The organism is Blastococcus sp. SYSU DS0669, from assembly GCF_054050895.1.
Genome location: NZ_JBJHAE010000023.1, coordinates 36,368 through 60,751, shown reverse-complemented (window position 1 = coordinate 60,751; position 24,384 = coordinate 36,368). Strand labels below are relative to the sequence as shown.

At 74.2% G+C, this 24,384-nt stretch carries 27 protein-coding genes and 1 tRNA gene; 15 read left to right on the top strand and 13 right to left on the bottom strand.

The annotated features are described in order from the left end of the window. On the top strand, nucleotides 1-416 hold a 416-nt coding region (locus ACI792_RS18010), incomplete at its 5' end, for a uroporphyrinogen-III C-methyltransferase (RefSeq protein ID WP_456603808.1). Nucleotides 417-426: 10 nt separating this feature from the next. Here ACI792_RS18010 and ACI792_RS18005 read toward each other — a convergent pair. Both ACI792_RS18005 and ACI792_RS18000 read right to left on the bottom strand, forming a co-directional pair. Further along, entirely contained in the window at nucleotides 427-1,059 is a 633-nt protein-coding gene (locus ACI792_RS18005; RefSeq protein WP_456603807.1) for a class F sortase, read from the bottom strand. Continuing rightward, nucleotides 1,037-1,873 carry a hypothetical protein gene (locus tag ACI792_RS18000; protein WP_456603806.1) on the bottom strand — a complete coding sequence of 279 codons (837 nt, stop codon included), beginning with the start codon at nucleotides 1,871-1,873 and terminating at the stop codon, nucleotides 1,037-1,039. The genes ACI792_RS18005 and ACI792_RS18000 overlap by 23 nt, the downstream gene beginning before the upstream one ends. A gap of 225 nt (nucleotides 1,874-2,098) precedes the next feature. Here ACI792_RS18000 and ACI792_RS17995 point away from each other — a divergent pair, with 225 nt between their 5' ends. Genes ACI792_RS17995 through ACI792_RS17985 form a run of 3 tightly spaced genes read left to right on the top strand, consistent with a single transcriptional unit; the run spans nucleotide 2,099 to nucleotide 4,182 of the window. Next, nucleotides 2,099-3,034, top strand: coding sequence for an ABC transporter ATP-binding protein (locus ACI792_RS17995; protein WP_456603805.1), 936 nt, complete (start codon nucleotides 2,099-2,101; stop codon nucleotides 3,032-3,034). Further along, nucleotides 3,031-3,885, top strand: coding sequence for an ABC transporter permease (locus ACI792_RS17990; RefSeq protein WP_456603804.1), 855 nt, complete (start codon nucleotides 3,031-3,033; stop codon nucleotides 3,883-3,885). The genes ACI792_RS17995 and ACI792_RS17990 overlap by 4 nt, the downstream gene beginning before the upstream one ends. A gap of 3 nt (nucleotides 3,886-3,888) precedes the next feature. Further along, nucleotides 3,889-4,182 (top strand): helix-turn-helix transcriptional regulator, encoded by a 294-nt coding sequence (locus ACI792_RS17985; protein WP_456603803.1) that lies wholly within the window; start codon nucleotides 3,889-3,891, stop codon nucleotides 4,180-4,182. 101 nt (nucleotides 4,183-4,283) lie between these two features. Here the strand turns inward: ACI792_RS17985 and ygiD are convergent, their stop codons facing one another. Both ygiD and ACI792_RS17975 read right to left on the bottom strand, forming a co-directional pair. Further along, nucleotides 4,284-5,135 (bottom strand): 4,5-DOPA-extradiol-dioxygenase, encoded by an 852-nt coding sequence (ygiD, locus tag ACI792_RS17980; protein WP_456580214.1) that lies wholly within the window; start codon nucleotides 5,133-5,135, stop codon nucleotides 4,284-4,286. Nucleotides 5,136-5,221: 86 nt separating this feature from the next. Next, entirely contained in the window at nucleotides 5,222-5,917 is a 696-nt protein-coding gene (locus ACI792_RS17975) for a (2Fe-2S)-binding protein (protein WP_456603802.1), read from the bottom strand. A 133-nt stretch (nucleotides 5,918-6,050) separates the two neighbouring features. On the opposite strand from ACI792_RS17975, the gene acs reads away from it, so the two are divergent. From acs to ACI792_RS17960, 3 genes are all read left to right on the top strand, one after another. Next, complete coding sequence (acs, locus tag ACI792_RS17970) at nucleotides 6,051-8,000, top strand: acetate--CoA ligase (protein ID WP_456603801.1); 1,950 nt, start codon at nucleotides 6,051-6,053, stop codon at nucleotides 7,998-8,000. 149 nt (nucleotides 8,001-8,149) lie between these two features. Then, nucleotides 8,150-8,650: a phage holin family protein gene (locus ACI792_RS17965; RefSeq protein ID WP_456603800.1), complete on the top strand. Its 501-nt coding sequence runs from the start codon at nucleotides 8,150-8,152 to the stop codon at nucleotides 8,648-8,650. Nucleotides 8,651-8,655: 5 nt separating this feature from the next. Then, a complete protein-coding gene (locus ACI792_RS17960; protein ID WP_456603799.1) occupies nucleotides 8,656-9,582 on the top strand; it encodes an alpha/beta fold hydrolase in 927 nt (308 codons plus the stop codon). A 115-nt stretch (nucleotides 9,583-9,697) separates the two neighbouring features. On the opposite strand, the gene ACI792_RS17955 is transcribed toward ACI792_RS17960, so the two are convergent. Genes ACI792_RS17955 through nth form a run of 5 tightly spaced genes read right to left on the bottom strand, consistent with a single transcriptional unit; the run spans nucleotide 9,698 to nucleotide 13,488 of the window. Next, nucleotides 9,698-10,879, bottom strand: a complete 1,182-nt coding sequence (locus ACI792_RS17955; RefSeq protein ID WP_456603798.1) for a MarP family serine protease — start codon at nucleotides 10,877-10,879, stop codon at nucleotides 9,698-9,700. A gap of 2 nt (nucleotides 10,880-10,881) precedes the next feature. Beyond that, nucleotides 10,882-11,370 carry a plastocyanin/azurin family copper-binding protein gene (locus ACI792_RS17950; RefSeq protein ID WP_456603797.1) on the bottom strand — a complete coding sequence of 163 codons (489 nt, stop codon included), beginning with the start codon at nucleotides 11,368-11,370 and terminating at the stop codon, nucleotides 10,882-10,884. Then, nucleotides 11,367-12,119, bottom strand: a complete 753-nt coding sequence (locus ACI792_RS17945; RefSeq protein ID WP_456603796.1) for an NUDIX hydrolase — start codon at nucleotides 12,117-12,119, stop codon at nucleotides 11,367-11,369. The genes ACI792_RS17950 and ACI792_RS17945 overlap by 4 nt, the downstream gene beginning before the upstream one ends. Continuing rightward, the gene (locus ACI792_RS17940; RefSeq protein WP_456603795.1) at nucleotides 12,116-12,688 is read right to left on the bottom strand and encodes a TlpA family protein disulfide reductase; all 573 of its coding nucleotides are present in this window, start codon (nucleotides 12,686-12,688) and stop codon (nucleotides 12,116-12,118) included. Before ACI792_RS17940 ends, ACI792_RS17945 begins: the two co-directional genes overlap by 4 nt. Continuing rightward, nucleotides 12,688-13,488, bottom strand: coding sequence for an endonuclease III (nth, locus tag ACI792_RS17935; RefSeq protein ID WP_456603794.1), 801 nt, complete (start codon nucleotides 13,486-13,488; stop codon nucleotides 12,688-12,690). Before nth ends, ACI792_RS17940 begins: the two co-directional genes overlap by 1 nt. Nucleotides 13,489-13,587: 99 nt before the next feature. Between nth and ACI792_RS17930 the strand changes: the two genes are divergently transcribed. Together ACI792_RS17930 and ACI792_RS17925 are read left to right on the top strand one after the other, a co-directional pair. Continuing rightward, a complete protein-coding gene (locus ACI792_RS17930) occupies nucleotides 13,588-13,827 on the top strand; it encodes a hypothetical protein (protein ID WP_456580204.1) in 240 nt (79 codons plus the stop codon). A gap of 140 nt (nucleotides 13,828-13,967) precedes the next feature. Further along, on the top strand, nucleotides 13,968-14,642 hold the full coding sequence (locus ACI792_RS17925; protein WP_456580203.1) for a Crp/Fnr family transcriptional regulator: 675 nt from the start codon (nucleotides 13,968-13,970) through the stop codon (nucleotides 14,640-14,642). 112 nt (nucleotides 14,643-14,754) lie between these two features. Here the strand turns inward: ACI792_RS17925 and ACI792_RS17920 are convergent, their stop codons facing one another. From ACI792_RS17920 to ACI792_RS17910, 3 genes are read right to left on the bottom strand one after another with little or no spacing between them, the layout of a single operon-like run. Next, on the bottom strand, nucleotides 14,755-15,546 hold the full coding sequence (locus ACI792_RS17920) for an NUDIX hydrolase (protein ID WP_456603793.1): 792 nt from the start codon (nucleotides 15,544-15,546) through the stop codon (nucleotides 14,755-14,757). Next, the gene (locus tag ACI792_RS17915) at nucleotides 15,543-16,022 is read right to left on the bottom strand and encodes a RidA family protein (RefSeq protein ID WP_456603792.1); all 480 of its coding nucleotides are present in this window, start codon (nucleotides 16,020-16,022) and stop codon (nucleotides 15,543-15,545) included. The genes ACI792_RS17920 and ACI792_RS17915 overlap by 4 nt, the downstream gene beginning before the upstream one ends. Continuing rightward, nucleotides 16,019-16,189 (bottom strand): hypothetical protein, encoded by a 171-nt coding sequence (locus tag ACI792_RS17910; RefSeq protein WP_091929285.1) that lies wholly within the window; start codon nucleotides 16,187-16,189, stop codon nucleotides 16,019-16,021. Before ACI792_RS17910 ends, ACI792_RS17915 begins: the two co-directional genes overlap by 4 nt. 109 nt (nucleotides 16,190-16,298) lie before the next feature. Here ACI792_RS17910 and ACI792_RS17905 point away from each other — a divergent pair, with 109 nt between their 5' ends. The 3 genes from ACI792_RS17905 to ACI792_RS17895 are packed head-to-tail and all read left to right on the top strand — an operon-like array spanning nucleotide 16,299 to nucleotide 20,864. Beyond that, a complete protein-coding gene (locus ACI792_RS17905) occupies nucleotides 16,299-17,291 on the top strand; it encodes an ArsA-related P-loop ATPase (protein WP_456603791.1) in 993 nt (330 codons plus the stop codon). Beyond that, nucleotides 17,291-18,517: an ArsA family ATPase gene (locus tag ACI792_RS17900; protein ID WP_456580199.1), complete on the top strand. Its 1,227-nt coding sequence runs from the start codon at nucleotides 17,291-17,293 to the stop codon at nucleotides 18,515-18,517. The genes ACI792_RS17905 and ACI792_RS17900 overlap by 1 nt, the downstream gene beginning before the upstream one ends. 40 nt (nucleotides 18,518-18,557) lie before the next feature. Then, nucleotides 18,558-20,864 carry a transglycosylase domain-containing protein gene (locus ACI792_RS17895; protein WP_456603790.1) on the top strand — a complete coding sequence of 769 codons (2,307 nt, stop codon included), beginning with the start codon at nucleotides 18,558-18,560 and terminating at the stop codon, nucleotides 20,862-20,864. Between the two features lie 63 nt (nucleotides 20,865-20,927). On the opposite strand, the gene ACI792_RS17890 is transcribed toward ACI792_RS17895, so the two are convergent. Further along, nucleotides 20,928-21,380: a GatB/YqeY domain-containing protein gene (locus ACI792_RS17890; protein WP_456603789.1), complete on the bottom strand. Its 453-nt coding sequence runs from the start codon at nucleotides 21,378-21,380 to the stop codon at nucleotides 20,928-20,930. 51 nt (nucleotides 21,381-21,431) lie between these two features. On the opposite strand from ACI792_RS17890, the gene ACI792_RS17885 reads away from it, so the two are divergent. The 3 genes from ACI792_RS17885 (at nucleotide 21,432) to ACI792_RS17875 (ending at nucleotide 24,341) form a co-directional block, all read left to right on the top strand. After that, nucleotides 21,432-22,343 carry a metallophosphoesterase gene (locus ACI792_RS17885; RefSeq protein ID WP_456603788.1) on the top strand — a complete coding sequence of 304 codons (912 nt, stop codon included), beginning with the start codon at nucleotides 21,432-21,434 and terminating at the stop codon, nucleotides 22,341-22,343. A gap of 60 nt (nucleotides 22,344-22,403) precedes the next feature. Then, nucleotides 22,404-22,477 (top strand) — tRNA-Pro (locus ACI792_RS17880). Nucleotides 22,478-22,544: 67 nt separating this feature from the next. Then, nucleotides 22,545-24,341 carry a prolyl oligopeptidase family serine peptidase gene (locus ACI792_RS17875; RefSeq protein WP_456603787.1) on the top strand — a complete coding sequence of 599 codons (1,797 nt, stop codon included), beginning with the start codon at nucleotides 22,545-22,547 and terminating at the stop codon, nucleotides 24,339-24,341. Nucleotides 24,342-24,384: the final 43 nt, after the last annotated feature.

Sequence of the window (24,384 nt, the reverse complement as noted above, 5' to 3'; positions counted from 1 at the left end):
CGGCCGCCGGCATCCCCGTCGAGGTCGTCCCCGGCATCACCAGCGCCGTCGCCGTCCCCGCCCTGGCCGGCATCCCCGTCACCCACCGCGGCCTCACCCACGAGTTCGTCGTCGTCTCCGGCCACCTGCCCCCCGACCACCCCGCATCCCTCGTCGACTGGCCCGCCCTCGGCCGCCTCCGCGGCACCCTCGTCGTCCTCATGGGCGTCGACACCGCCCCCGCCATCGCCGCCGCCCTCATCCAGCACGGGCGCGCACCCGACACCCCCGTCGCCGTCGTCTCCGACGGCTCCACCCCCACCCAGCGCACCCTGCGCACCACCCTCGCCGGCCTCCCCGCCACCCTCACCGAGCACACCGTCCGCCCCCCGGCGGTCTGGGTCGTCGGCGAGGTGGTCGCGCTCGCGGAGGGCTAGGTGGGTACAGCTAGGCGCCCTCGGCCAGGCTCGCGAACACCACGGTGTTCTCGGTGCTGGTCCCCGCGGCCTCGTCGAACTCGCCGCCGCAGGTCACCAGCGCGACGTCGGCCTCCGCCGGGTGGCCGTTGAGCGCGTCCGAGAGCGCCGAGGTCCCCTTGTCCAGGCCGGTGAGGGGTTCGCCGAGCACGCTCAGCCGCAGGATCGCGCCCTCGGCGTCGCGCAGCACCACCTCGTCGCCGGGGGCGAGCTCGTGCAGACGGTTGAAGACGGCCTCGCCGCCGTCCTGCTGGTGTCCCAGGACCACCGCCATCCGACCCGAGCCGGGCGCCGGGCCGTCGGACCACCACGAGGTGGTCAGCATCGACTCCGGGACCCCGTAGCCGTCGACGGTCTGCCCGGTGAACGGGTTCTCGTAGGTCACCGTGCCGCGGGCTTCGACCACGGTGTCCACGCCGATGGCGGGGATGGCCAGCCACGCGGGCACGATCGGCCCCGCGGCCGCCTCCTCCGACAGCGCGAACACCGCGTCGTCCCCGGCCGGCGGGCGGGCGGTGACGACCCACAGCACCGCGAGGCCGGTCGCCAGGGTGACGAGGAAGGCCGCGACGGTGCGGAGGTCAGGCGCCCGGGTCGGCCGCACGACGGGACCTCAGCCGGCCGGCGCTCCCCGCACCGGCCACGACGGCGAGCGCCAGGGCGCCCAGCGCTCGGGGGACGCCGTCGTCCTCCTGCTCCGCACCGGTGGGGGCGTACCCGGGGTAGGTGACGGGCTGCGCCACCGGGTGCTCGACCGGCGCGGGCACTGCGGGCGCCGGGTCCGGCGAAGGAGCCGGCGGCTCCTCCTCGGCCGGCAGCGCCGGGACGCAGGTGGGCAGGGTCTCGGCCAGCAGCTGCAGGCCCTCGACGACGGCCGAGTCGCTGACCAGCGCGGGGTCGAGAGCGCCCTGCAGCTCCTCGCCGAGGCCGAGCAGCCCCTCCAGGCCACCACCGCCGGCCACGCCCTCGAGCGCGTCGCGGAGGTCGGCGACCACGTCGACCAGCTCGACGGGGACGGCCACGAGCCCCTCGGCCACCAGCTCGACGGAGTCCACGATGCCGGTCACGCAGCTCTCCGGGAGCCCGAGCGCCGCGGCCAGCTGCTGCAGCGCCGCCTCCAGCTCGGCCGGCACCGCCACGGCGGGCACGGGGTCGACGTCGGGCTCCCCGTCGTCGTCGCCGGGCTCCGCGCCCTCCTCAGCGGGTGCGCCGGGGAGGCCCGGGGCCTCGGGGACCACGGGCACGGAGCCGTCGCCGACCACGCCCTCCAGGATGTCGGTCACCGGCTGCAGCGGGTCCGCCGGCTCGTCCGCACGGGCGAGACCGGGAACGGCCACGAGCGCGGCGGCGAGCCCCGACGCGACCAGGGCCCGGCGGCCGCGCGGCCGTCCGGTGCGGTGCAGGGAACGCGACGACAAGGAGTGCCTCCCGGTACTGGTACGTGTGACGCCACTTGCACACACGTAACGAGGTCGCGCGCCGGAGGTGACGGATCCGTCCGTCTTCGCGGAGCGTCTTCGCTCTACGCAGCCGGACGGTGACGCCCACATGGCCGTCGGCGACGCCTCGCTCGGTGCACTTGTGCTGCGGATATAGCAGACCTACTATCTCGCGCACAGACGAGCGCACAGGGATGTGGCGGCATGGGTCCTCAGCGGGACACGTCAGGCGAACCGGTCGTCCGGACCCGGGGGCTGCGGATGGCCTACGGCGAGCAGGAGGTCCTCACCGGCGTCGACCTCGACGTCCGCCCGGGCGAGGTGGTCTGCCTGCTGGGTCCCAACGGCGCCGGCAAGACCACGACGATCGAGATCCTCGAGGGCTTCCGGCTGCCGTCGGCCGGCGAGGTGCAGGTGCTCGGGGAGGACCCGGCCACCGCGGGCGACGCCTGGCGCGCCCGCGTCGGCGTGGTGCTCCAGTCGTGGCGCGACCACGCCCGCTGGACGCCGCGCCGGCTGCTCACCCAGCTGGGCGGCTACTTCACGCCCTACTCGACCCCCGAGCGGCCCCGCCCGTACGACGTCGACCACCTGCTGGCCACCGTGGGGCTCGGTGAGCACGCCGACCGCAAGATCGGGACGCTCTCCGGCGGCCAGCGCCGCCGGCTCGACGTCGCCGTCGGCATCATCGGCCGCCCGGAGCTGCTCTTCCTCGACGAGCCGACGGCCGGCTTCGACCCGCAGGCCCGGCGGGACTTCCACGACCTGGTGCACCGGCTCTCCGACCTGGAGGGGACGAGCATCCTGCTCACCACCCACGACCTGGCGGAGGCGGAGAAGCTGGCCGATCGGATCCTCATCCTCGCCCACGGCCGGATCGTCGCGTCCGGCAGCGCGGAGGAGCTGACCCGCCAGGTCGCCGGCACGGCCGAGGTGCACTGGGCCTGCGGCAGCGAGCGCTACGTGCACCCGACCGACGACGTCGTCCCGTTCGTGCGCCGGCTCTTCGAGGAGCACGGCGACCGGCTCACCGACCTCGAGGTCCGCCGCGCCAGCCTCGAGGACACCTACCTGGCGATGGTGCAGCGCTTCGAGTCCGGCAGCCCGGCCGGACCGGTCCTGGAGGAGGTCGCCCGATGAACCCCACCCGGCACGCCATCGCGCTCGGCCTGCGCCGCGGCTGGACGGAGTTCCTGCTCAGCCTGCGCAGCCCGCAGGACCAGGGCTTCTACCTGTTCACCGCCGTCGGCACGCTGGCCTACCTCTGGTTCAACCGCGACAACGAGCTGGAAGGCACCGGGCTGATGTACCCGACGTACGCCCTGCCGAGCATCCTCGGGGCGCTGGTGGCCTTCGGCGTGGTCATCGGCCCGGCGTTCGCGCTGGCCATGGAGCGCGAGGACGGCACGCTGCTGCGGCACAAGGCGCTCCCCCACGGCATGCCGGGCTACGTGACCGGGCAGCTGACCTACCACTCCCTCGGCCTGTTCCCGTCGCTGCTGACCATCCTCGTGCCGAGCTTCCTGCTCTTCGACGGCCTGATGCACGGCGGCGCGGCCGGGTGGGGCACCGTCGCCTGGGTGATCGTCCTCGGCATGCTCGCCACCCTGCCGCTGGGCATGATCCTGGGGTCGGTGGTGCCGAGCACGCAGAAGGTGGGGACCTGGGGGATGCTGCCGGTCCTGCTGCTCACCGCCATCTCGGGCATCTTCTTCCCGATCCAGGTGATGTGGGGCTGGGTGCAGGCGGTCGCCCAGGTCTTCCCGATCTACTGGATCGGACTCGGGCTGCGGTCGGCGTTCCTCCCCGACTCGGCGGTCACCGTGGAGCTCGGCGACTCGTGGCGGACCGGTGTGACGGTGCTCGTGCTGGCCGCCTGGGCGGTGTTCGGTGCGCTGGTCACGCCCCGGGTGCTGCGCCGCATGGCCCGCCGGCAGTCCGGGTCGCAGGTGCAGGCGGCCCGCGAGGCCACCCTGCAGTGGGTGCACTGATCGGTGGCACCCGAACGACCCACCGGTGACCGCACCGGCGACGCCGTCCACAACCGGATCGCGCTGCTGCGCGCCGAGCAGCAGGTGACCCGGCGGGAGCTCGCCGACGCGCTCGGCGTCCACTACCAGACCGTCGGCTACCTGGAGCGCGGCGAGTACAACCCGAGCCTGCACCTGGCGCTGCGCATCGCCGAGTTCTTCGGCGTGCCGGTCGAAGCGGTGTTCTCGACCCGGCCCTTCCCCCGGATCACCGACCTCCACCGCGCCCCCGCCGAGGAGGGCCCCCGCACCGCCTGAGCCTCACCCGCGGGAATTGACCCCGGTGACGTGCTGGAACGGCCCCCTCGCAGGGACCCGCCCTGAGCCTGCGGAGGGTGGGGGGGCGACGGGGTCCTTCCTCAGATGTTGGCCCCGTCCGGGGGCGGACCCTCGGGCAGCGCCGCGGCGACGCCCGACCCCGACACCTCGGGGGCGTCCATGCCCACGCTGTAGGCGGTCATCGACAGCGAGCCGTAGGCGTACCCGTCGACGAGCACGTCGACCGGCGCGGAGGTGGCACCGGCGACGCCTGCGACGTAGAGCAGCGGGAGGAAGTGGTCCGGCGTCGGGACGGCGAGGTCGAAGTCGCGGTGCCCGTCCAGCCGGCCGAGGTCGGCGGGGTCGGTGAGCATGCGCTCCTTGGCGGCCTCGTCGAACCGCTGCGCCCAGTCGAAGCCGGCATCGGGCAGCGCCCGGCTGACGCCGCCGAGGTTGTGCACGACGTTGCCGCTGCCGATCACCAGCACGCCGTCCTCGCGCAGCGGCGCCAGCGCCGCCCCCAGCTGGAGGTGGTAGTCGAAGGGCTTCAGCGCGTTGATCGACAGCTGCACCACGGGGATGTCGGCGTCGGGGAAGGCGTGCATCAGCACCGACCACGTGCCGTGGTCGATGCCCCAGCTGTCGTGGTCGGCGCCGACCCACGTCGGGTGCACGATGTCGGCCACCTCCTCGTACAGCTCGGGCAGCCCCGGTGGCTCGTACCGCACGTCGAAGAGCTCCCGCGGGAAGCCGAAGAAGTCGTGGATGGTCCGCGGCCTGGGCATCGCCGTGACCGCGGTCGCCTGCACGTACCAGTGCGCGGAGACGACCAGGATGGCCCGGGGCCGGGGCACGGATCGGCCGAAGGCCCGCCAGGCCTCCGTGTAGCGGTTGCTCTCCAGGGCGTTCATCGGATTGCCGTGACCGAAGAACGCGGCAGGCATCACGGGCATCGCTGACCTCCGCTCTCGTGGCGTCGGCCGATCATCTCCCGCGGTGCCTCCCGGTGCGACGTCGCGGCCGCACCCGGAACGACCGCTCAGCGGGGCAGCCGGCGGGCCGCGTCCTCGAGCAGGATCCGCCGCTCGGCCGGCGGGCGGCGGGGGCAGGACAGGCAGGTCGCGCCGTGCGGGAGGCGGTCGACCAGGCAGCAGGACGCCCGCGAGGTGAACAGCACGCCGTCGACGTCGACGTAGCGGGGCGCCGGCAGCGGCGGACCGACCGCCCCTGCCAGCGGGACGGCGAGGGCGGTGACGGCGGCGACGTCCCCGAGGGCCCGCCCGAGGGTCAGCAGCCCGTTGGCCAGCGAGTCGGTGGCGATGGCCCACAGCGGCCGGGGCCGCATCGCCCCGGCCTCGGCCAGCGCGGGGATCACCGCCGACAGCGTCTCGCGGAGCCCGGTGGCCGGGTCCTTCCCGATCGCGGACGACAGCGCGGCCACCGGGAGCCCGCCCGGGCCGAGGAAGACCGTGACGTCCCCGGGCCGCCCCGACAGCGGCCGGCCGGCGGCCAGCCCGGCCAGCACGGGCGCCATGAGCACCGCCGACGCCGAGTACCACCACACCGTGGCCCGCACCCGCAGCTCGCCGGCGCCCCGGGCCGTGAGCAGGCGCCCCAGCAGCACCGGGTCGGCCAACCGCTCCACGGGGACGGCGACCGCCCCCGGCGGGGGGACCAGGCCGAGGGCCGCGGCGCCGGGGATGCGGGCTGCGACCTGCGCCTGCGGACCGCTCACCGGGCCAGTGTGGCCGGTCGTCGCTCCGCGCGTCTCGTGGGGCAGACGACCGGGCGCTACGGCCATACGGTGTGTCGTGGAACACGCTGCACCGCCGCGGGTGGCACGCGGCGCCGGACTCGGGAGGGACCCCATGAGCGAGACGACCCAGGTGGACGGCCGGACCTTCGCGCCGCCGGAGGCACTCGCGGCCCAGGCGAACGTCGGCCCCGACGTCTACGACGAGGCCGCCCGCGACCGGCTGGCGTTCTGGGAGTCCGCGGCGCGCCGGCTGACCTGGGACCGGGAGTGGGATGAGGTGCTCGACTGGAGCAACCCGCCCTTCGCCAAGTGGTTCGTCGGCGGCAAGCTCAACGTGGCCTACAACTGCGTCGACCGGCACGTCGAGGCCGGGCACGGCGAGCAGGTGGCCTACCACTGGGAGGGCGAGCCGGGCGACACCCGCACGATCACCTACGCCCAGCTCAAGGACGAGGTGAGCAAGGCCGCGAACGCGCTCACCGAGCTCGGCGTGAACGCCGGTGACCGGGTGGCGATCTACCTGCCGATGATCCCCGAGGCGATCATCTCGATGCTGGCCTGCGCGCGCATCGGCGCGGTGCACATGGTCGTCTTCGGCGGCTTCTCCGCCGACGCCCTGGCGAGCCGGCTCGACGACGCCGGCGCCGTCCTGGTCATCACCGCCGACGGCGGCTACCGCCGCGGTGCGCCAAGCGCCCTCAAGCCCGCCGTCGACGACGCGGTGGGCCGCAGCCCCGGCGTCCGCAACGTCCTGGTGGTGAAGCGGACCGAGCAGGACGTGGAGTGGACCGAGGGCCGCGACCTGTGGTGGGACGACGTCGTCGGCCGGCAGTCCACCGAGCACGCGTGCGAGTTCTTCGACGCCGAGCACCCGCTCTACATCATGTACACCTCGGGCACGACGGCGAAGCCGAAGGGCATCCTGCACACGTCCGGCGGCTACCTGACCCAGGTCGCCTACACGCACTGGGCGACGTTCGACCTCAAGCCCGACACCGACATCTTCTGGACGGCGGCCGACGTCGGCTGGGTGACCGGCCACAGCTACATCGTCTACGGGCCGCTGGCCAACCGGGCCACCTCGGTCATGTACGAGGGGACGCCGGAGACGCCGCACCGCGGCCGCTGGTTCGAGCTGATCCAGAAGTACGGCGTGACGATCCTCTACACCGCGCCCACGGTGATCCGCACGTTCATGAAGTGGGGCGAGGACGTCCCCGCCGGCTTCGACCTCAGCTCGCTGCGGCTGCTCGGCTCGGTCGGCGAGCCCATCAACCCCGAGGCGTGGCTCTGGTACCACGAGCACATCGGCGGCGGCCGCTGCCCGATCATGGACACCTGGTGGCAGACCGAGACCGGGGCGCACATGCTCACCCCGCTGCCCGGCGTCACCACCCTGACGCCCGGCTCGGCCCAGCACCCCTTCCCCGGCATCTCCGCGAAGGTCGTCGACGACGAGGGCAACGAGCTCACCGACGACTCCACCGGGCTGCTGGTGCTCACCGAGCCCTGGCCGGCGATGCTGCGCACCATCTGGGGCGACGACGACCGCTACGTGGACACCTACTGGTCGCGGTTCGGCACGAACGTCTACTTCGCCGGGGACGGCGCCAAGAAGGACGCCGAGGGCAACATCTGGCTGCTCGGCCGGGTGGACGACGTGATGAACGTGTCCGGCCACCGCATCTCCACGACCGAGGTGGAGTCCTCGCTGGTCGGCCACCCGACGGTCGCGGAGGCCGCCGTCGTCGGCGCCAGCGACCCGACCACGGGCCAGGGGATCGTCGCCTTCGTCATCCTCCGCGGGAACGCCGAGGACTCCGGCGACGAACTGGTGCAGACGCTGCGCAACCACGTGGCCCGCGACATCGGCCCGATCGCCAAGCCCCGCCAGATCATGGTCGTGCAGGAGCTGCCCAAGACCCGCTCCGGGAAGATCATGCGCCGGCTGCTGCGCGACATCGCCGAGAACCGGGAGCTGGGCGACGTCACCACGCTGACCGACTCGTCGGTGATGAACATGATCAAGGAGAAGCTCCCCGCGGCCCCCGCGGAGGGCTGACCCCACGGGCATAGGAAGCTCTCCCTGCGTCTCGACCCACGGGACCGCAGGGAAAGCTTCCTCTGCCTCGCCGAGATCAGGACGCGGTCCCGGTGATCATGGGGCACGATCGTCCTGACCAGCACCGCCCGACCGGAGGAGAGCCACCCGTGGCCCACAGTGTGTCGACCACCCGCACCGACGGCAGCAGTGCGGCGGCCGAGCCCTCCATCGGCACGCTGGTGCAGAGCGCGATGGCCGACGTCTCGACGCTGGTGCGCAACGAGATCGAGCTCGCCAAGGCGGAGATCGGTGCCTCGGCGAAGAAGGGCGGCATCGGGGCCGCCTCGTTCGCCGCGGCCGGCGTGCTCGCCGCCTTCGCCGGCATCTTCTTCTTCATCGCCCTGGCCGAGTTCCTCACCTGGCTCGGCCTCGCGCGGTGGATCTCCTACGCCATCGTCTTCCTCCTGCTGATCACGCTGGCCGGCATCGCGGCCCTCGTCGGGAAGAAGATGATCAAGAAGGTGGAGAAGCCGGAGCGCACGATCGAGTCCCTGCGCGAGCTCCCCGAGGTCATGCACCGCGAGGCCCCCGGCGCCCGGCACCGCGAGGTCCCCGTCGTGAGCGGCGGCAAGGTGGAGCTGCGCGGCAACGGGCCCTACCGGGTCTGAGGCCGATGACCGTCCCGCCGGACGGCCGTCCCGACGCCATCAGCGTCCTGCTCCCGGGTCCGTGGACCCACCGCGACATCTCCGCCAACGGCGTGCGGCTGCACGCGGCGGAGGCCGGGGACGGGCCGCTGGTCCTGCTGCTCCACGGCTTCCCGCAGTTCTGGTGGACCTGGCGCGCCCAGCTCACCGGGCTGGCCGAGGCCGGGTTCCGGGTGGTGGCGCCGGACCTGCGGGGCTACGGGGCGAGCGACAAGCCGCCCCGCGGGTACGACCTGCCCACCCTCTCCTCGGACGTCGCGGCGCTGGTGCGGGCGCTCGGTGAGCGCGACGCCGTCGTCGTGGGGCACGACTGGGGTGGCCTGCTGGGCTGGACGGCGGCCGCGCTGCACCCGCGGGTGGTCCGCCGGCTGGTGGTCGTCTCGACGGCGCACCCCCGGCTGCTGCGGGCCGGCATGACCGACCGCCGGCAGCGCCGGGCGCTGCGGCACACGCTCGGCTTCCAGCTGCCGCGGCTGCCCGAACGGCGGATGACCCGGATCGACGACGACCCCGTCGCCGACCTGATGCAGCGCTGGGCCGGCCAGGAGTGGGCCCGCACGGCCGACTTCGCCGCGGCGGTGGAGCGCTACCGCGCCGCGGCGCGCATCCCGCAGGCCGCCTACGGGGCGATGGAGTACTACCGCTGGGCCGGCCGGTCGCAGCTGCGCCCCGACGGGCTGCGCTACGCCCGCCGGATGGCCGCCCCCATCACCGCTCCGACCCTGCAGCTGCACGGCGCGGACGACCCCTACATCCTCCCGGGGACGGCGCGCGGCTCGGGCCGCTACGTCGCAGGCGCCTACGAGTGGCGCGAGCTCCCCGGCATCGGCCACTTCCCGCAGGAGGAGTCCCCCGGCGAGATCACCCGGGCCATCGCCGCCTGGGCCGCGTAGCGCAGCGGAGCGGCCCGCGGTGAGCGGATGGAACGGCCCCTGGTGAGCGGCTGGAACGGCCCCTTCGCAGGGCCCCGGCCTGAGCTTGCGAAGGCTGGGGGGCGAAGGGGTCCTTCTACTCGCAGGGCCCCGTCGGGACCTCGGTGCGGGCGACGTTGCCCGCCTCGGCGGCCCCGGCGACCTGGGGGCCGGTGAGCGCGTAGCCGGTCTGCGGGTCGTCGATCGCCGAGGCGAAGACCACGCCGAGCACGCTGCCGTCGGGGGCGAACAGCGGCCCGCCGGAGTTGCCGGCGCGCACCTGGCCGAACAGGGCGTAGACGTCGCGGACGACGGTCTGCGTGTTGCGGAAGTCGGGGCCGCTGATCTCGCCGCGGTCCCGGACGCGGGCGGGCCCGACGTACAGCGGCCCGCCGCCGGGGAAGCCCATGATGATCGCGTCGTCGCCGGAGTCGGCCGTGCCGGCGCTGAACCGCAGCGGCACCTGCGGCAGCCCGGGCACGGCGAGCACCGCGACGTCGATCTCCTCGTCGACCACGACCGGCACTGCGTCGTACTCCCGGCCCTCGGCGACCACGACCGGGTCGCTGACGCCGGCGAGCACGTGGGCGTTGGTCATGACGCGTTCCGGCGCGTAGACGAAGCCGGAGCCGTCGATCTGCCGCGAGCAGGACGGCGCCACGCCGCGGATCCGCACCACCGAGCCCTGGACGGACTCGACCACGGTGCTGTTCTGCAGCTCGGGGTCGGGGGCCGGGACCTCGCGCGCCTGCGTGGGGGTCAGCGGGTCGAGGACGTCGGGCAGCCCGCGCCGGTCGATGGCCTCGCGCAGGTCCTCGTAGACGGTGCGCACCTCGTCGGGGACGACCTCGTCCACGGCCTGCACCAGCGCCGACTGACGCACCTGCCCGGCCACCTGGGGGAACGGCGAGCTGGCCAGCGGGGAGGCGACCATCCACGCGACGAGCAGCACCGCGGCCGCCGACACCACCGCTCCGGCGACGGAGTCGACCATCTTGGCCGGCTCCCAGGTGACCCGGGAGCGCAGCGCCCGGCCCGCCGCCCCCGCCAGGATCTGGCCGAGTAGCGCTCCGGCGAGCACGACCACCAGCGCGGCGAAGACCCTGCTCACGCTGGAGCCGTCGATGCGGTCGGCGACCGGCCCGGCCAGCTGCGCGCCGAGGACGGCCCCGCCGAGGAAGCCGAGGATCGAGGTGGCCGAGACGAGCAGGCCCTGCCGGAACCCGGAGAGGGCGAACACGAGGGCGAGCGTGATGAGCAGCAGGTCGACCAGGGACACCGCTACCCGCTGACCGTCATCGTGCCCACCTGCCCGAGCTGGAGGTGGAAGGTGCAGGCGAAGGGGTACTCGCCCGGCGTCGTCACCTCGAACTCGATCGTCTCCTCCTCGCCGGCGGCGAGCAGGGAGATCCCGGCGTCGACGGGCTCGGGCAGCTCGGCGTCGGTGAACTCGAGGTTGTGCGGCATGCCCTCGGCGACGTTCACCAGGGTCAGCCGCACCGTCCCCGGCTCGACGGTGAAGGTGGCGGGGGTGAAGACGTAGTCGTCCTGGGTCTGGAGGGTGACCTCCTGGACGCCGTCCTCGGCGATCGTGACCTCACCGAGCCCCTCGGCGGCCGGCGCCGCGGTCGTCTCCGCCGCCGCGCCGCCACCGCCGCCGCCGCACCCCGTGAGCAGGGCCAGCGCGACCGCGACCGCCAGGGCCTTCTCGCGCGGGCCCGCCGCGAGCCGGCCAGCGGTGGTGGGCAGGGCGGTCCTCCTCGCGCTCATCGGGGCCGAACCGTACGCGCCGCGGCGCCGTCGGGCGCGGGATCGGCCACCGTCGGCGCGGCGGTGTCGCTCGACGGGTCGTCGTCCCCGGAGCCGGGCAGCGTGTACGGGCGGAGCCGCACCGGGTCGATCGGCCGGACGTCGGCGGCGTTCCACGGCCGGGCCAGCCCCGCGGCCTCGAGGATCGCGTCCAGCAACCCGGCGGTGAAGCCCCACACCTCCATGTCGGCGACGCAGAACGCCGGCCCGATGAAGCCGGCCGGGTGCCGCACGCGGTAGCGGTTGGCCGGGTCGACGAGGTCGGCCAGCGGCACCCGCGCCACGCGGGCCACCTCGTCCGGGTCGCCCACCGTGACGTCGCGCGGGTCGTCCCACCAGCCCACGACGGGGACGACCAGCCGGTTCGACGGCGGCACGAAGAGCTCCTGGAGCGTGGCCACGACCCGCACCCCGTCGGGGTCGACGCCCGCCTCCTCGTGCGCCTCGCGCAGCGCGGTGCCCACCGGGAAGTCGTCCCCCGGGTCGACCCCGCCCCCGGGGAACGCGGGCTGACCCGCGTGGCTGCGCAGGTGCGCGGACTTCTCGATCAGCAGCAGGTCGGGCCCGGCCGGCCCCTCGCCGAACAGGATGAGGACGGCGGAGCGGCGCGCGGTCGCGGTGGCCTGCGGCATGCGGTGGCGCAGCGGGAGGTCGTCGGCCCGCTCGACCAGCCGCTGCAGGTACGCGGGCAGCCCGTCGGTGGCGGTCACAGCTGCACCCCCAGGTGCTCGGCGACCAGCCCGCGGAGCTCCTCCACCGAGCTGACCGGACCGGCTTCGGTGTGCACCAGCCCGCCCTCGGCGTCGAGGAAGTAGGTGAACGGCAAGGCGTTCAGGCCCAGCTCCGCCATGAGCTGCCCCTCGCCGTCGTACGCGCTGGGGAAGGTGACGCCCGCGTCCTGCGCGAACGAGGCGGCCTGCGGCAACCCGTCCTTGCTGATCACGCCGACCATCCGGACGCGGTCACCGGCGAGCTCGGAGAACCCCTGGAGCAGCGGCATCTCCTCCCGGCACGGCGGGCACCAGCTGCCCCAGAGGTTGACCACGGTGGGGACGCCGGGGGCGCGGGCCAGGTCGAGGGACCCGCCGCCGGGGCAGTCGAAGGACAGCGGGGGCAGGAGCTCGGCTCCGGCGGCCGCGGCGCCGGGCTGCTCGGGGCAGGCCGTCAGCGCCTCGGCCGGCGGGGACGACGACGGCGCAGCGGCCGCTCCCCCGCCGTCGTCCGAGGTGCAGCCGGCGAGGGCGAGCAGCCCGACCGCGGTGAGGGCGAGGCGGCGCATCACTCGGTGTCCGAAGCGCTCGGGGTCTTCACGAGCGCGAGCGCCAGCTCCGGGTCGACCGGGCCGATGCCGAACGAGGGGCACCACCGGGCCAGGCCGCAGGCGCCGCAGGCGGCCTTCTTCGCGTGGCACACGCGGCGGCCGTGGAAGATCACCCGGTGGCTGAAGTCCGTCCACTCCTTCTTGGGCACCAGCTGCGCGATCTCCGCCTCGACCTTGACCGGGTCCTCCTCCGCCGTCCAGCCGAACCGGCGGACCAGGCGGCCGAAGTGGGTGTCCACGGTCAGCCCCGGGACGCCGAACGCGTTGCCCAGCACGACGTTCGCCGTCTTGCGCCCCACGCCGGGCAGCGTCACCAGGTCGGCCATCCGGGCGGGCACCTCGCCGTCGAAGCGCTCGACGAGGGCCTGGCTCAGCCCCAGCACCGAGTTCGCCTTGGCCCGGAAGAAGCCGGTGGGCTTGAGGATGGTCTCCAGCTCCTCCCGGTCGGCGCCGGCGAGGGCGACCGCGTCGGGGTAGCGGGCGAAGAGCGTCGGCGTCACCTTGTTGACCATCTTGTCGGTGGTCTGCGCCGACAGCACCGTGGCGACCAGCAGCTCGAAGGCGTTGGTGAAGTCGAGCTCGCAGTGCGCGTCGGGGTGGATGACGGCCAGCTCGCGGGCCATGCGGCGGGCCCGGCGGGTGCGGGCCAGCGGGGTCTCCCCCGGGTCGTACGGCGACGCCCCGGTCAGTGCGGCTGGGGTGGGGCGCCGGACCCGGGTGGGGCGCGCGTAGGCCGGTGAGGACGCGGGGGCGGACACGCGGTCGAGGGTATGCGGCCCGGCTGACCGTCTCCCGGCGTGCCATGATCGAGGACGGTCCGCTTCCCCCGTCCCGCCGACGAAGCAGAGGAGATCGGGATGGTCGCCCTCAGTGTCATCCTCTTCCCGCCGCTGCTGATCGCCTTCCTGCTGGTGATGGAGCGGGTCGAGGAACCCCTCCGCCGCCCGGCGTCGCCGCGCGAGGTCAGCGAGTTCCTGGACACGGCCACGCCCGGCGAGGTCGACACCCTGGCCACCTCGGGCATCCGGCGGGCGCTGTTCCGCTGGCGGCGTCGCCGGCACCGCAGCCGGCGTTCCGAGAACCCGCCCCTGGTCTGAGCGGCCCGGCTGTGGCGCCGGTCATCTCGCTCCGAGGAGGGACGACCGGACCACCGAACGGGTGACCGACCGCACAGCCACCTAGACTCACGTCGGGCGCGGGCACCCCTGCGCCCGCAGACAGTGCGAGAGGACGTGCAGTGGACGAGGTGCTGGCCCAGTCGGGGCTCTTCCAGGGGCTCTCCGAGGATGCGGTGGACCCCGTCATCAGCCGTCTCGAGACGATCACCCTCCCCCGGGGTCGGGTGATCTTCAACGAGGGCGAGCCCGGCGACAGCCTCTACATCGTCATGACCGGCAAGATCAAGCTGTCCCGCCGGTCGCCCGACGGCCGGGAGAACGTGCTCGCGGTCATGGGCCCCTCCGACCAGTTCGGCGAGCTGTCGGTCTTCGACCCGGGGCCGCGCACGGCGACGGCCACCGCCGTCACCGACGTCAAGCTGGCCCGGATGCCGCAGTCGGTGCTGCTGCCCTGGATCGAGGCGCACCCGGAGATCGGCGAGCAGCTGCTGCGCGTGCTGGCCCGGCGCCTCCGCCGCACCAACGACTCGGTCGCCGACCTGATCTTCACCGACGTCCCCGGCCGCGTGGCCAAGGCGCTGCTGCAGATGGCCGACCGGTTCGGCAGCCGGGACAACGACGGGCTGCGGGTCAAGCACGACCTGACCCAGGAGGAGCTGGCCCAGCTGGTCGGCGCCTCCCGCGAGACGGTCAACAAGGCGCTCGCCGACTTCGTGCACCGCGGCTGGATCCAGCTCCAGGGCAAGTCCGTCGTCGTCCTCGACGAGGAGCGCCTGCGCCGCCGCGCGCGATGACGGCATCCCACCGCTGAACGCCAGAGGCCCAGAACCGCGACGGTTCTGGGCCTCTCGCGTTCAGTGCTGCGGGCAGGGGTGACGGCACCTGGCCGCGGTGCGACGCGGAGCGTCACGAGGGAAGCGGCACGGCCAGCCGGATGCGGGTGCCGTCGGGCAGCACCGCCCAGCGGCCGTCGGGGGTCTCCTCGAACCGCGGGCTGATCGGGTGCATCGGCTCCGGCGGGGAGCCGGCCAGCGCGGCGGCCACGTCCGGGAACCCTGCGAGCTGGCCCAGCGTGTGGGACGTCGGCGGCAGCATCGGGCGGGTGCCGCCGTGCAGCTCGGCCAGCGCGGCGGCCGGGCTCAGCCAGGCGGCCTCGTCGGCCTCCCCGGAGACGTCCCGCGCCTCCTGGCCGACCGGCAGGGCGGCGGCGAAGAACTTGGTGTCGTAGCGGCGGGGCTCGACGGGCGGGGTGATCCAGTGCGCGAAGGGGCGCAGCAGGTCCGACCGCAGCACCAGCCCCCGGTCGGCGAGCAGCTCGGAGAGCGACAGCTCGCGGCTGAGCAGCCCCTGGCGCTGCCGCTCCCAGTCGTCGCCGGAGACGTCGGGCACGACGCCACCGTCCGGCAGCCCCGCCAGCAGGACCCCGGCCTCCTCGAAGGTCTCGCGCACCGCGGCGCAGACCAGCTCGCGCGCCGTGCGCTCGTCGCAGCCGAAGGCGGTGGCCCACTGCGCCGGGGTGGGGCCGGCCCAGCCGATCTCCGTGTCGCCGTCGCGGGGGTCGACGCCCCCGCCGGGGTAGGCGGTCATCCCGCCGGCGAAGGGCATGCCCTTGGTGCGCCGCAGGAGGTACACCTCCAGCCCCGGCTCGCCGTCGCGCAGCAGCAGGACGGTCGCCGCCTGCTTCGGCTCGGCGCTCACCTCAGCTCGACGGTGAGCTCGACCTCCACGGGCGCGCCCAGCGGCAGCTCGGCCACGCCGACGGCGCTGCGGGCGTGCTGCCCGGCCTCGCCGAAGATGCGGCCCAGCAGCTCGCTGGCGCCGTTGACGACCCGCGGCTGCCCGGTGAAGCCTTCGACGCTCGCGACGTAGCCCACCACGCGCACGATCCGGGCCACGGAGTCCAGCCCCACCAGGTCGTCGACGGCCGCCAGCGCGTTCAGCGCGCACACCTTGGCGTCGGCCGCGGCGGCCTCGACGTCGACCGACCCGCCGACCTTGCCGGTGCGACGCAGCCCGCCGTCGACGAACGGCAGCTGGCCCGAGGTGAACACCAGCGACCCGGCCCGCACGGCCGGCACGTAGGCGGCGACGGGCGCCGCCACCGCCGGCAGCCGGATGCCCAGCTCGGCGAGCCGGGCGTGCCAGCCCTGCGCCGGCGCACCGGGCGCGGTCACACCGGCCGCTTGAGGTAGGCGACCAGCTGCTCGGCGCCACCAGGGCCGGGGAGCACGGTCACCAGCTCCCACCCGTCGACGCCCCAGGAGTCGAGGATCGCCTTGGTGTTGTGGATCAGCAGCGGGATGGTCGCGTACTCCCACTTCTGGCGGGCAGTTTCGCTCATGACCCCGACGCTAGCGCAGCCGGTGACCTGACCGGGCGGCCCCGTGCAGGGCCCCGCTCCGAACCTGCGAGGAGTGGGGGGCACGGGGTCCTTCTCCTAGGCTGGGGCGGTGCCCCCCGAACTGACACCCGCGCGCCTGCACGTGGTCACCGGCAAGGGCGGGACGGGCAAGACCACCGTCGCCGCAGCGCTGGCCCTGGCACTGGCCGCCGACGGGCGCTCGGTGCTCCTCGTGGAGACCGAGGGCCGGCAGGGCATCGCCCAGCTGTTCGACACCCCGCCGCTGCCCTACGAGGAGCGGCGGGTGGCCGTCGCCCGCGGCGGGGGCGAGGTGAAGGCGCTGGCCATCGACGTCGAGGAGGCGCTGCTGGACTACCTCGACATGTTCTACAACCTGCGGCGGGCGGGCCGGGCGCTGCGGAAGATGGGCGCCATCGACTTCGCCACCGCCATCGCCCCGGGGCTCCGCGACGTCCTGATCACCGGGAAGATCAAGGAGGCGGTCACCCGCCGCAAGGACGGCCGGCACGTCTACGACTTCGTCGTCGTCGACGCGCCGCCCACCGGGCGGATCACGCGCTTCCTCGGGGTCACCGGGGAGATGTCGCAGCTGGCACGGTCCGGCCCGATCAAGACCCAGAGCGACGGCGTCATGGCGGTGCTGCGCTCCCCCGAGACGGCGGTGCACGTGGTGACGCTCCTGGAGGACATGCCCGTGCAGGAGACCGCGGACGCCATCACCGAGCTGCAGGCCGCCGGGCTGCCCCTGGGCTCGGTGGTGGTCAACATGGCCGCGGAGCCGGTGCTGCCGCCGGAGGCCCTGTCCCGCGCGGTCGCCGGCGAGCTGACCGCAGCGGAGCTCGCCCCCGCGCTGGGCGCCGCGCACCTGCCCGGCGCCGAGCAGCTGGCCGAGGCACTGGTCTCCCAGGTGGTGGAGCACGCCCGCCGCTGGGCGTCGCAGGACGCGCTGCGCGCCCAGGTCGAGGGGCTCGGCCGCCCGATCGTCGAGATACCGCTGCTGCCGGGCCCGATGGACCTCGGCTGCCTCTTCGAGCTCGCCGGCCGGCTCGAGGACCACCTGGCCGCGGCGGTGACCCGCTGATGGCCGCGGACACGACGGCGGCCCGGGCGGCCGCCGGGTCCCGTGCGCCCCGCGAGGCGCCGGCGATGGACCTGGCCGCGCTGATCGAGGACCGGCAGACCCGCATCGTCGTCTGCTGCGGCGCCGGCGGCGTGGGCAAGACGACGACGTCCGCGGCCCTCGCGCTCGCCGCCGCGGAGGCAGGGCGCACCGTCGTCGTCCTGACGATCGACCCGGCCCGCCGGCTGGCCCAGTCCCTGGGGCTGACCGAGCTGGACAACGAGCCGCGGCAGGTCGACGTCCCCGGGGCGCCGGGCGAGCTGCACGCGATGATGCTGGACATGAAGCGGACGTTCGACGACATCGTCACCGCTCACTCCACGCCCGAGCGCGCCCAGCTGATCCTGGACAACCCCTTCTACCAGGCGCTCTCCTCCTCCTTCGCCGGGACGCAGGAGTACATGGCGATGGAGAAGCTGGGCCAGCTGCGGGCCAGCGACCAGTGGGACCTGATCATCGTGGACACCCCGCCGTCGCGGTCGGCGCTGGACTTCCTCGACGCCCCGAACCGGATGGGCCGCTTCCTCGACGGCACGATGATCCGGCTGCTGATGGCGCCCAGCCGGGCCGGGTTCAAGTTCGCCAGCGCCGGTTTCCTGCTGTTCAGCCGGATCGTCAGCAAGATCCTCGGCGGCCAGCTGCTGCGGGACATCTCCGCGTTCGTCTCCGCGCTGGACACCATGTTCGGCGGGTTCCGGGAGCGCGCCACCGCGACGTTCGAGCTGCTGCGCCGCCCCGGCACGTGGTTCGTCGTCGTCGCCGCCCCCGAGCCGGACGCCCTGCGCGAGGCCTCCTACTTCGTCGACCGCCTCTCCGCCGAGGGGATGCCGCTCGCCGGGCTCGTCGTCAACCGCACCCACCCCCCGGCCACCACGGCACTGTCGGCGACGCGGGCCGAGGGCGCCGCCGAGGAGGTCGCCGAGAGCGGCGACGACGGCGCCGCGCTGGCCGCCGCCGCGCTGCGGGTGCACGCCGAGCGCATGCAGCAGGCCATCCGCGAGCAGCACCTGGCCGACCGCTTCACCAGCGCCCACCCCGACGTCGCGCTGCGGACGGTGCCGGCCGCCGCCGGCGACGTGCACGACCTCGAGGGGCTGCGGGTGATGGCCGAGGCGCTGACCGGGCCGGACGACGACACGCCGACCGGCACGCCCCGCACGCGCGTCCTCCCCGCGCGCCGCGCCTGAGCACGGCTCTCACCCGTCCGGGCGACGTACCCTGACCGCGATGTCGGAGAACGCGCGCGCCACGACCCGTCTGCTCGCCAAGCTCGCCGCGACGATCGTCGTCGCCGGTGCGCTGCTGGCCGGACTCATGCTGCCCTGGATCGGAGGCACCGGCCTGGCGGCACGCAACTCCGTGTCCCTGCTGGACGCCCTGCCGGTGGAGCTCACCGACAAGACCCCTGCGGGCGTCACCCGGGTGCTGGCCTCCGACGGCTCGCTGATCACGAACTTCTACGAGCACAACCGCACCCCGGTGACCTCCGACCAGATCGCCGACGTCATGAAGCAGGCCCTCGTCGACATCGAGGACTCCCGCTTCTACGACCACAACGGCCTCGACGTGCAGGGCACCATGCGCGCGCTGGTGCGCAACGTCGCCGCCGGTTCGGTCCAGGAGGGTGGCTCCACCCTCACCCAGCAGCTGGTGAAGCAGACCCTGCTGCAGACGGCGACGACGGAGGAGGACCGGGAGGCCGCCGACGCCGAGACAGTCGGGCGCAAGCTGCGGGAGGCGCGGCTCGCCCTGGCCCTGGAGGACACCTACTCCAAGGACGAGATCCTCACCCGCTACCTGAACATCGTCTACTTCGGGCAGGGCGCCTACGGCATCCAGGCCGCCGCCCAGCGCTACTTCAGCGTGAACGCCGCGGACCTCACCCTGCCCCAGGCGGCGATGCTCGCCGGGCTGGTGCAGAGCCCGTTCTACGACGAGCCGATCAACAACCCGGAGAACGCCCAGATCCGGCGCAACCAGGTGCTGCAGCGCATGCACGACCTGGGTCACGTCACCGAGCAGGAGCTCGCGGAGATCACCCCGCAGCCGGTGCAGGTGGCGCCGGGCCAGGCACCGCCGAACGGCTGCATCGACGCGACCATCGGCGGCTTCTTCTGCGACTTCACCCGGCAGCACCTGATCCAGGACCTGGGGCTGACCAAGGCGCAGCTGGAGAAGGGCGGGCTGACGATCACCACGACGCTTCGCCCGGACATGCAGATCGCCGGCGACCAGGCCGTGCTGGACACCGTGGCCATGGGGGCGGGGACCGTCGCCGTCTACGACGTGATCGAGCCCGGCACCGGCAAGGTGCTCGCGATGAGCGTCAACCGCCGCTTCGGCTGCGACGCCCCGGACTGCGAGTCGGTCAACTTCGCGACCATCCCGACGAAGGGTTCGGGGTCCACCTTCAAGACCTTCGTCGCGGCCGCCGCGCTGGAGCAGGGGCTGCCGGCCAGCCACACCATCACCACGAACGAGCCCTACCGCTCCACGGTCTACGAGAGCTACAACCCCGAGACCCGGCGGATCGAGCCGTACTCGGTCGGCAACGTGGGCAACAGCTACCCGCGCACGCTGACCATGACCCAGGCGCTGTACATGTCCTCCAACACCTACTTCCTGGCGCTGGAGGACGCGCTCGGCCGCATCGAGCCGGCCGTCCGCATGGCCGAGCGCCTGGGCATGACCTTCGACTACTCGGTCACCCAGACCCCGGCGCAGCAGATCATCGACGAGAACCGGCCCTCCTTCGCCTTCGGTACCGACGGCGTGAGCCCGCTCGACCTGGCCAACGCCTACGCGACGATCGCCGCCGGCGGGGTCAAGTGCACCCCGACCCCGGTGCTGTCGATCACCACGCCGAACGGCGAGCCGCTCCTCGGCGAGGACGGGCAGCCCGTGGTCGGGGAGAACGCCTGCGAGCAGGTGATCGAGCCCGGCCTCGCGAACACGCTGAACCAGATGATGATCAAGGACGTCCAGCCGGGGAACCCGCTGCAGACCGGTGCCCGCGCGCACATCCCCGGCCACCAGATCGCAGGCAAGACGGGAACGGTGAACGAGCGGGATTCCGTGGCCTTCGTGGGGACGACGCCCCGGTTCGCCGCCAGCGTCATGCTGTTCCGCCCGCGGGACACCAACGACGTCGGCAGCTACGGCGGTGGGCTGCCGGCCGGCATCTGGCGCCAGGCGATGGCGCCGATCCTGACCAGCCAGGAGCCTGTGCCGTTCCCGCCGGCCGACCCGCGGTACGCCGGTCGCGGCGTCGACGCCCCGCCGGAGGTCAGCAGCCCGTTCCGGCCCGACGACAACGCGTCCAGCCGTTCGGGCAACCGGTCCGGGAACACCGGCGGCAGCACCACCCCACCGCCGGCGCCTGAGGCACCGCCGCAGCCGGAGCAGCCGGCCGGGACGGAGCAGCCGGCCGAGCCCGCGACGGAGCAGCCGGCGGCCGAGGCCGCGACGGAGCAGCCGGCGGCCGAGGCCGGGATCCCGGCACCGGACACGGACGAGGTCACCGTCACGGACTGACCTGGCCCACGACGAGGGGCCGGACCCACGGGTCCGGCCCCTCGCGCGTCCTCCGGGCGGTGGTCAGCCGAGCTGGCGGCGGACCTCCGCGGCGACCCGGGAGCCCTCGGCGCGGCCGGCCACGACGCCGTTGGCGGCGCCCATGACCTTGCCCATGTCCTTCATGCCGGAGGCGCCGGTGCGGGTGATGACGTCGGCGACGATCGCGGCGAGGTCGGCGTCCTCGAGCTGTGCGGGCAGGTAGCCGGCCAGCACCTCGCCCTCGGCCTGCTCGCGGGCGGCCTGCTCGGTGCGCCCGGCGGAGCCGAAGGCCTCCGCGGCCTCGCGGCGCTTCTTCGCCTCGCGGCGGAGCACGGCCTGCACCTCGTCGTCGCTGAGCTCGCGCGACTCCTTGCCCGACACCTCCTCGGCGCTGACGGCGGCCAGCACCATGCGGAGCGTGGCGGTGCGCAGCTCGTCGCGGGCCTTCATGGCGGTGGTCAGGTCGGTGCGCAGCTGTTCCTTGAGGTCGGACACGGCTCCAGCCTGACACGACGCCGTCCCCGGGTGCGCCCGTAGGCTCGGCGGGTGCGCTGGTACACCGCCCTCCCCACCGCCGCCGTCGCCTCGGGCGCGGCCGTGACCGCCTACGCGAGCCTCTACGAGCGCACCCGCTGGACCCTGCGCCGCTTCGACGTCCCGGTGCTCGCCCCCGGGTCGGCCCCGCTGACGATCCTGCAGCTCTCCGACCTGCACATGACGGCCGGGCAGCGCAGCAAGCAGGAGTGGGTCGCGGGGCTGGCCGCGCTCGAGCCGGATCTGGTGATCAACACCGGCGACAACCTCGCGGGCTTCGACGCCGTGGCGCCCACCCTGAGCGCGATGGACCCCCTCATGGACCGGCCCGGGGCCTTCGTCCTCGCCAGCAACGACTACTTCGCCCCGCGGCCGAAGAACCCGTTGAAGTACTTCAAGCGCGACCACAAGCGCGTGCACGGCGAGGAGCTGCCCTGGCAGGACCTGCGCGACGGCATGCGCGGGCGCGGCTGGCTGGACCTCACCAACGCCGCGGGCGAGCTCACCGTCGGCGGACGGCGGATCGTCTTCGCCGGCGTCGACGACTCGCACCTGCGGCGGGACCGCTACGACCTGGTCGCCGGCCCCGCTGACCCTGCGGCCGACGTCCGGATCGGCCTGGCGCACTCTCCCGAGCCGCGGGTGCTCGACCGGTTCGCCGCCGACGGCTACGACCTGCTGCTGTGCGGCCACACCCACGGCGGCCAGCTGCGGGTGCCGTTCTACGGCGCGCTGGTCACCAACTGCGGCATCGACCGCGACCGCGTGCGCTGGCTGCACCGCTGGGCGGAGCCGACGCCGGAGCACCCGGCCGGCACCTGGCTGCACGTGTCGGCGGGGCTGGGCACCAGCCCCTATGCACCCGTGCGCTTCGCCTGCCCGCCCGAGGCGACGCTGCTGACGCTCACGGCGCGGCCCTCCTGAACCGCCGGTCCCCCGCCGCCGAGCCGCCCCGCGCCTAGCGCTAGACTCGTCGACGCACCTCGGGGTGTGGCGCAGCTTGGTAGCGCGCGTCGTTCGGGACGACGAGGCCGCAGGTTCAAATCCTGTCACCCCGACCCTCAGCTCAGGGGCCGCCGCGAGGCGGCCCCTGAGTCGTTCCCGGGCCGCTGCGAGGATGGACGCGTGACCGCTGAGCAGACCGCATCCGCCGCCCTCCCCCCCGAGGTCACCGCCCGCTGGCAGGCCCGCTTCCGCGCTCCCCGGGTGTCGCTGCCCGACTGGGCCGAGGACGCGCCCCACCGGAACCTGTACAGCTCCGACGTCAGCGGCGTCGTCGAGCAGTACGCCTGGGACCGCGAGACCGGCACCCACCGCCAGGTCACCGACCGGCCCAACGGCACGCTGATCGCGACGCTGGACCGCGACGGGTCGACCATCTGGTGGTTCGCCGACACCGACGGCGACGAGTTCGGCGTCTGGACGACCCAGCCCTTCGAGGGCGGCGAGGACACCGTCGCCGTCCCCGAGGTCGGTCCGGCCTACCCGGCAGGGCTGGAGCTGGGCCGGGAGCTGGTCGCGATCGGCCGCAGCACCGACGACGGCAGCGAGCTGTGGGTGGCGCCCACCGGCGGGACGCCCCGCGTGGTCTACCGGCACCCCGACCCGGCCTCGGTCGACGCGCTGACCCGCGACGACGAGCTGCTGGTCGTCTCGCACTCCGAGCACGGCGACCCGCGCTACCCGGCGCTGCGCGTGCTGCGGACCTCCGACGACGCCGTCGTGGCCGAGAAGTGGGACGGCGAGGGCCGCGGGCTGCACGCCCTGGAGTTCGCGCCGCTGCCCGGTGACCGCCGGCTGCTGGTCGGGCACGAGCGCCGGGGCCGCGAGGAGCTGCTGGTCTGGGACGTCGCCGCCGACTCCGAGACCGAGATCGTGCTCGACCTGCCCGGCGACGTGACCGCCGGCTGGTACCCCGACGGCTCGGCGCTGCTGGTGGGCCACGACCACGCGGCCCGCAGCGAGCTCTACCGCTACGACCTCGCCACCGGTGCGCTGGAGAAGCTGGACACCCCGCCGGGCGTCGTCCGCGGCGCCACCGCCCGCCCCGACGGCACCGTGGAGCTGGCCTGGTCGAACTCCGAGCGCCCGCCGGTCATCCGCCGCGCCGACGGTCCCGTGGTGCTCTCGGTCTCCGACCAGGAGCCGCCCGCGGCCTACCCGGTCGAGGACCGGTGGGTCCCCGGCCCGGGCGGCGAGGTGCACGCGCTGCTGGTGCGCCCGGCGGGCGACGGGCCGCACGCGACGGCGTTCCTGGTGCACGGCGGCCCGGAGGCGGCCGACGACGACTCCTACCGCGCCCGACGGGCGGCCTACGTGGACGCCGGCTACGCGGTCGTGCACGTCAACTACCGGGGCTCGACGGGCTACGGCTCGGCCTGGCGCGACGCGCTGACCGGGCGCCCAGGGCTCACCGAGCTCGAGGACGTCGGCGCGGTCTACGACGCGCTGGTGGCCGAGGGCGTGGTCGACCCGCAGCGGGCGCTCCTCAGCGGCGGCTCGTGGGGCGGGTTCCTCACCCTGCTGGGCCTGGGCACGCAGCCCGAGCGCTGGGCGGCCGGGATCGCCGAGGTCCCGGTGGCCGACTACCTGGCCGCCTACGAGGACGAGATGGAGGGCCTGCGGGCCTACGACCGGGCGCTGTTCGGCGGCTCCCCGGAGGAGGTGCGCGACGTCTACGTGCGCTCCTCCCCCATCACCTACGTCGACGCCGTCGCCGCGCCGGTGCTGGTCGTCGCCGGCGCCAACGACCCGCGCTGCCCGATCCGGCAGATCGACAACTACCTGGGCGAGCTGGAGCGGCTGGGCAAGCCGCACGAGGTCTACCGCTTCGACGCCGGTCACGGCTCGCTGGTGATCGAGGAGACGATCCGCCAGGTCGAGGTGGCGCTCTCCTTCGCGCTACGACACGTGAAGCCATAGATCCCGCGGTGATCATCGTCATCCGGCTGCGCCCACCGGCGTG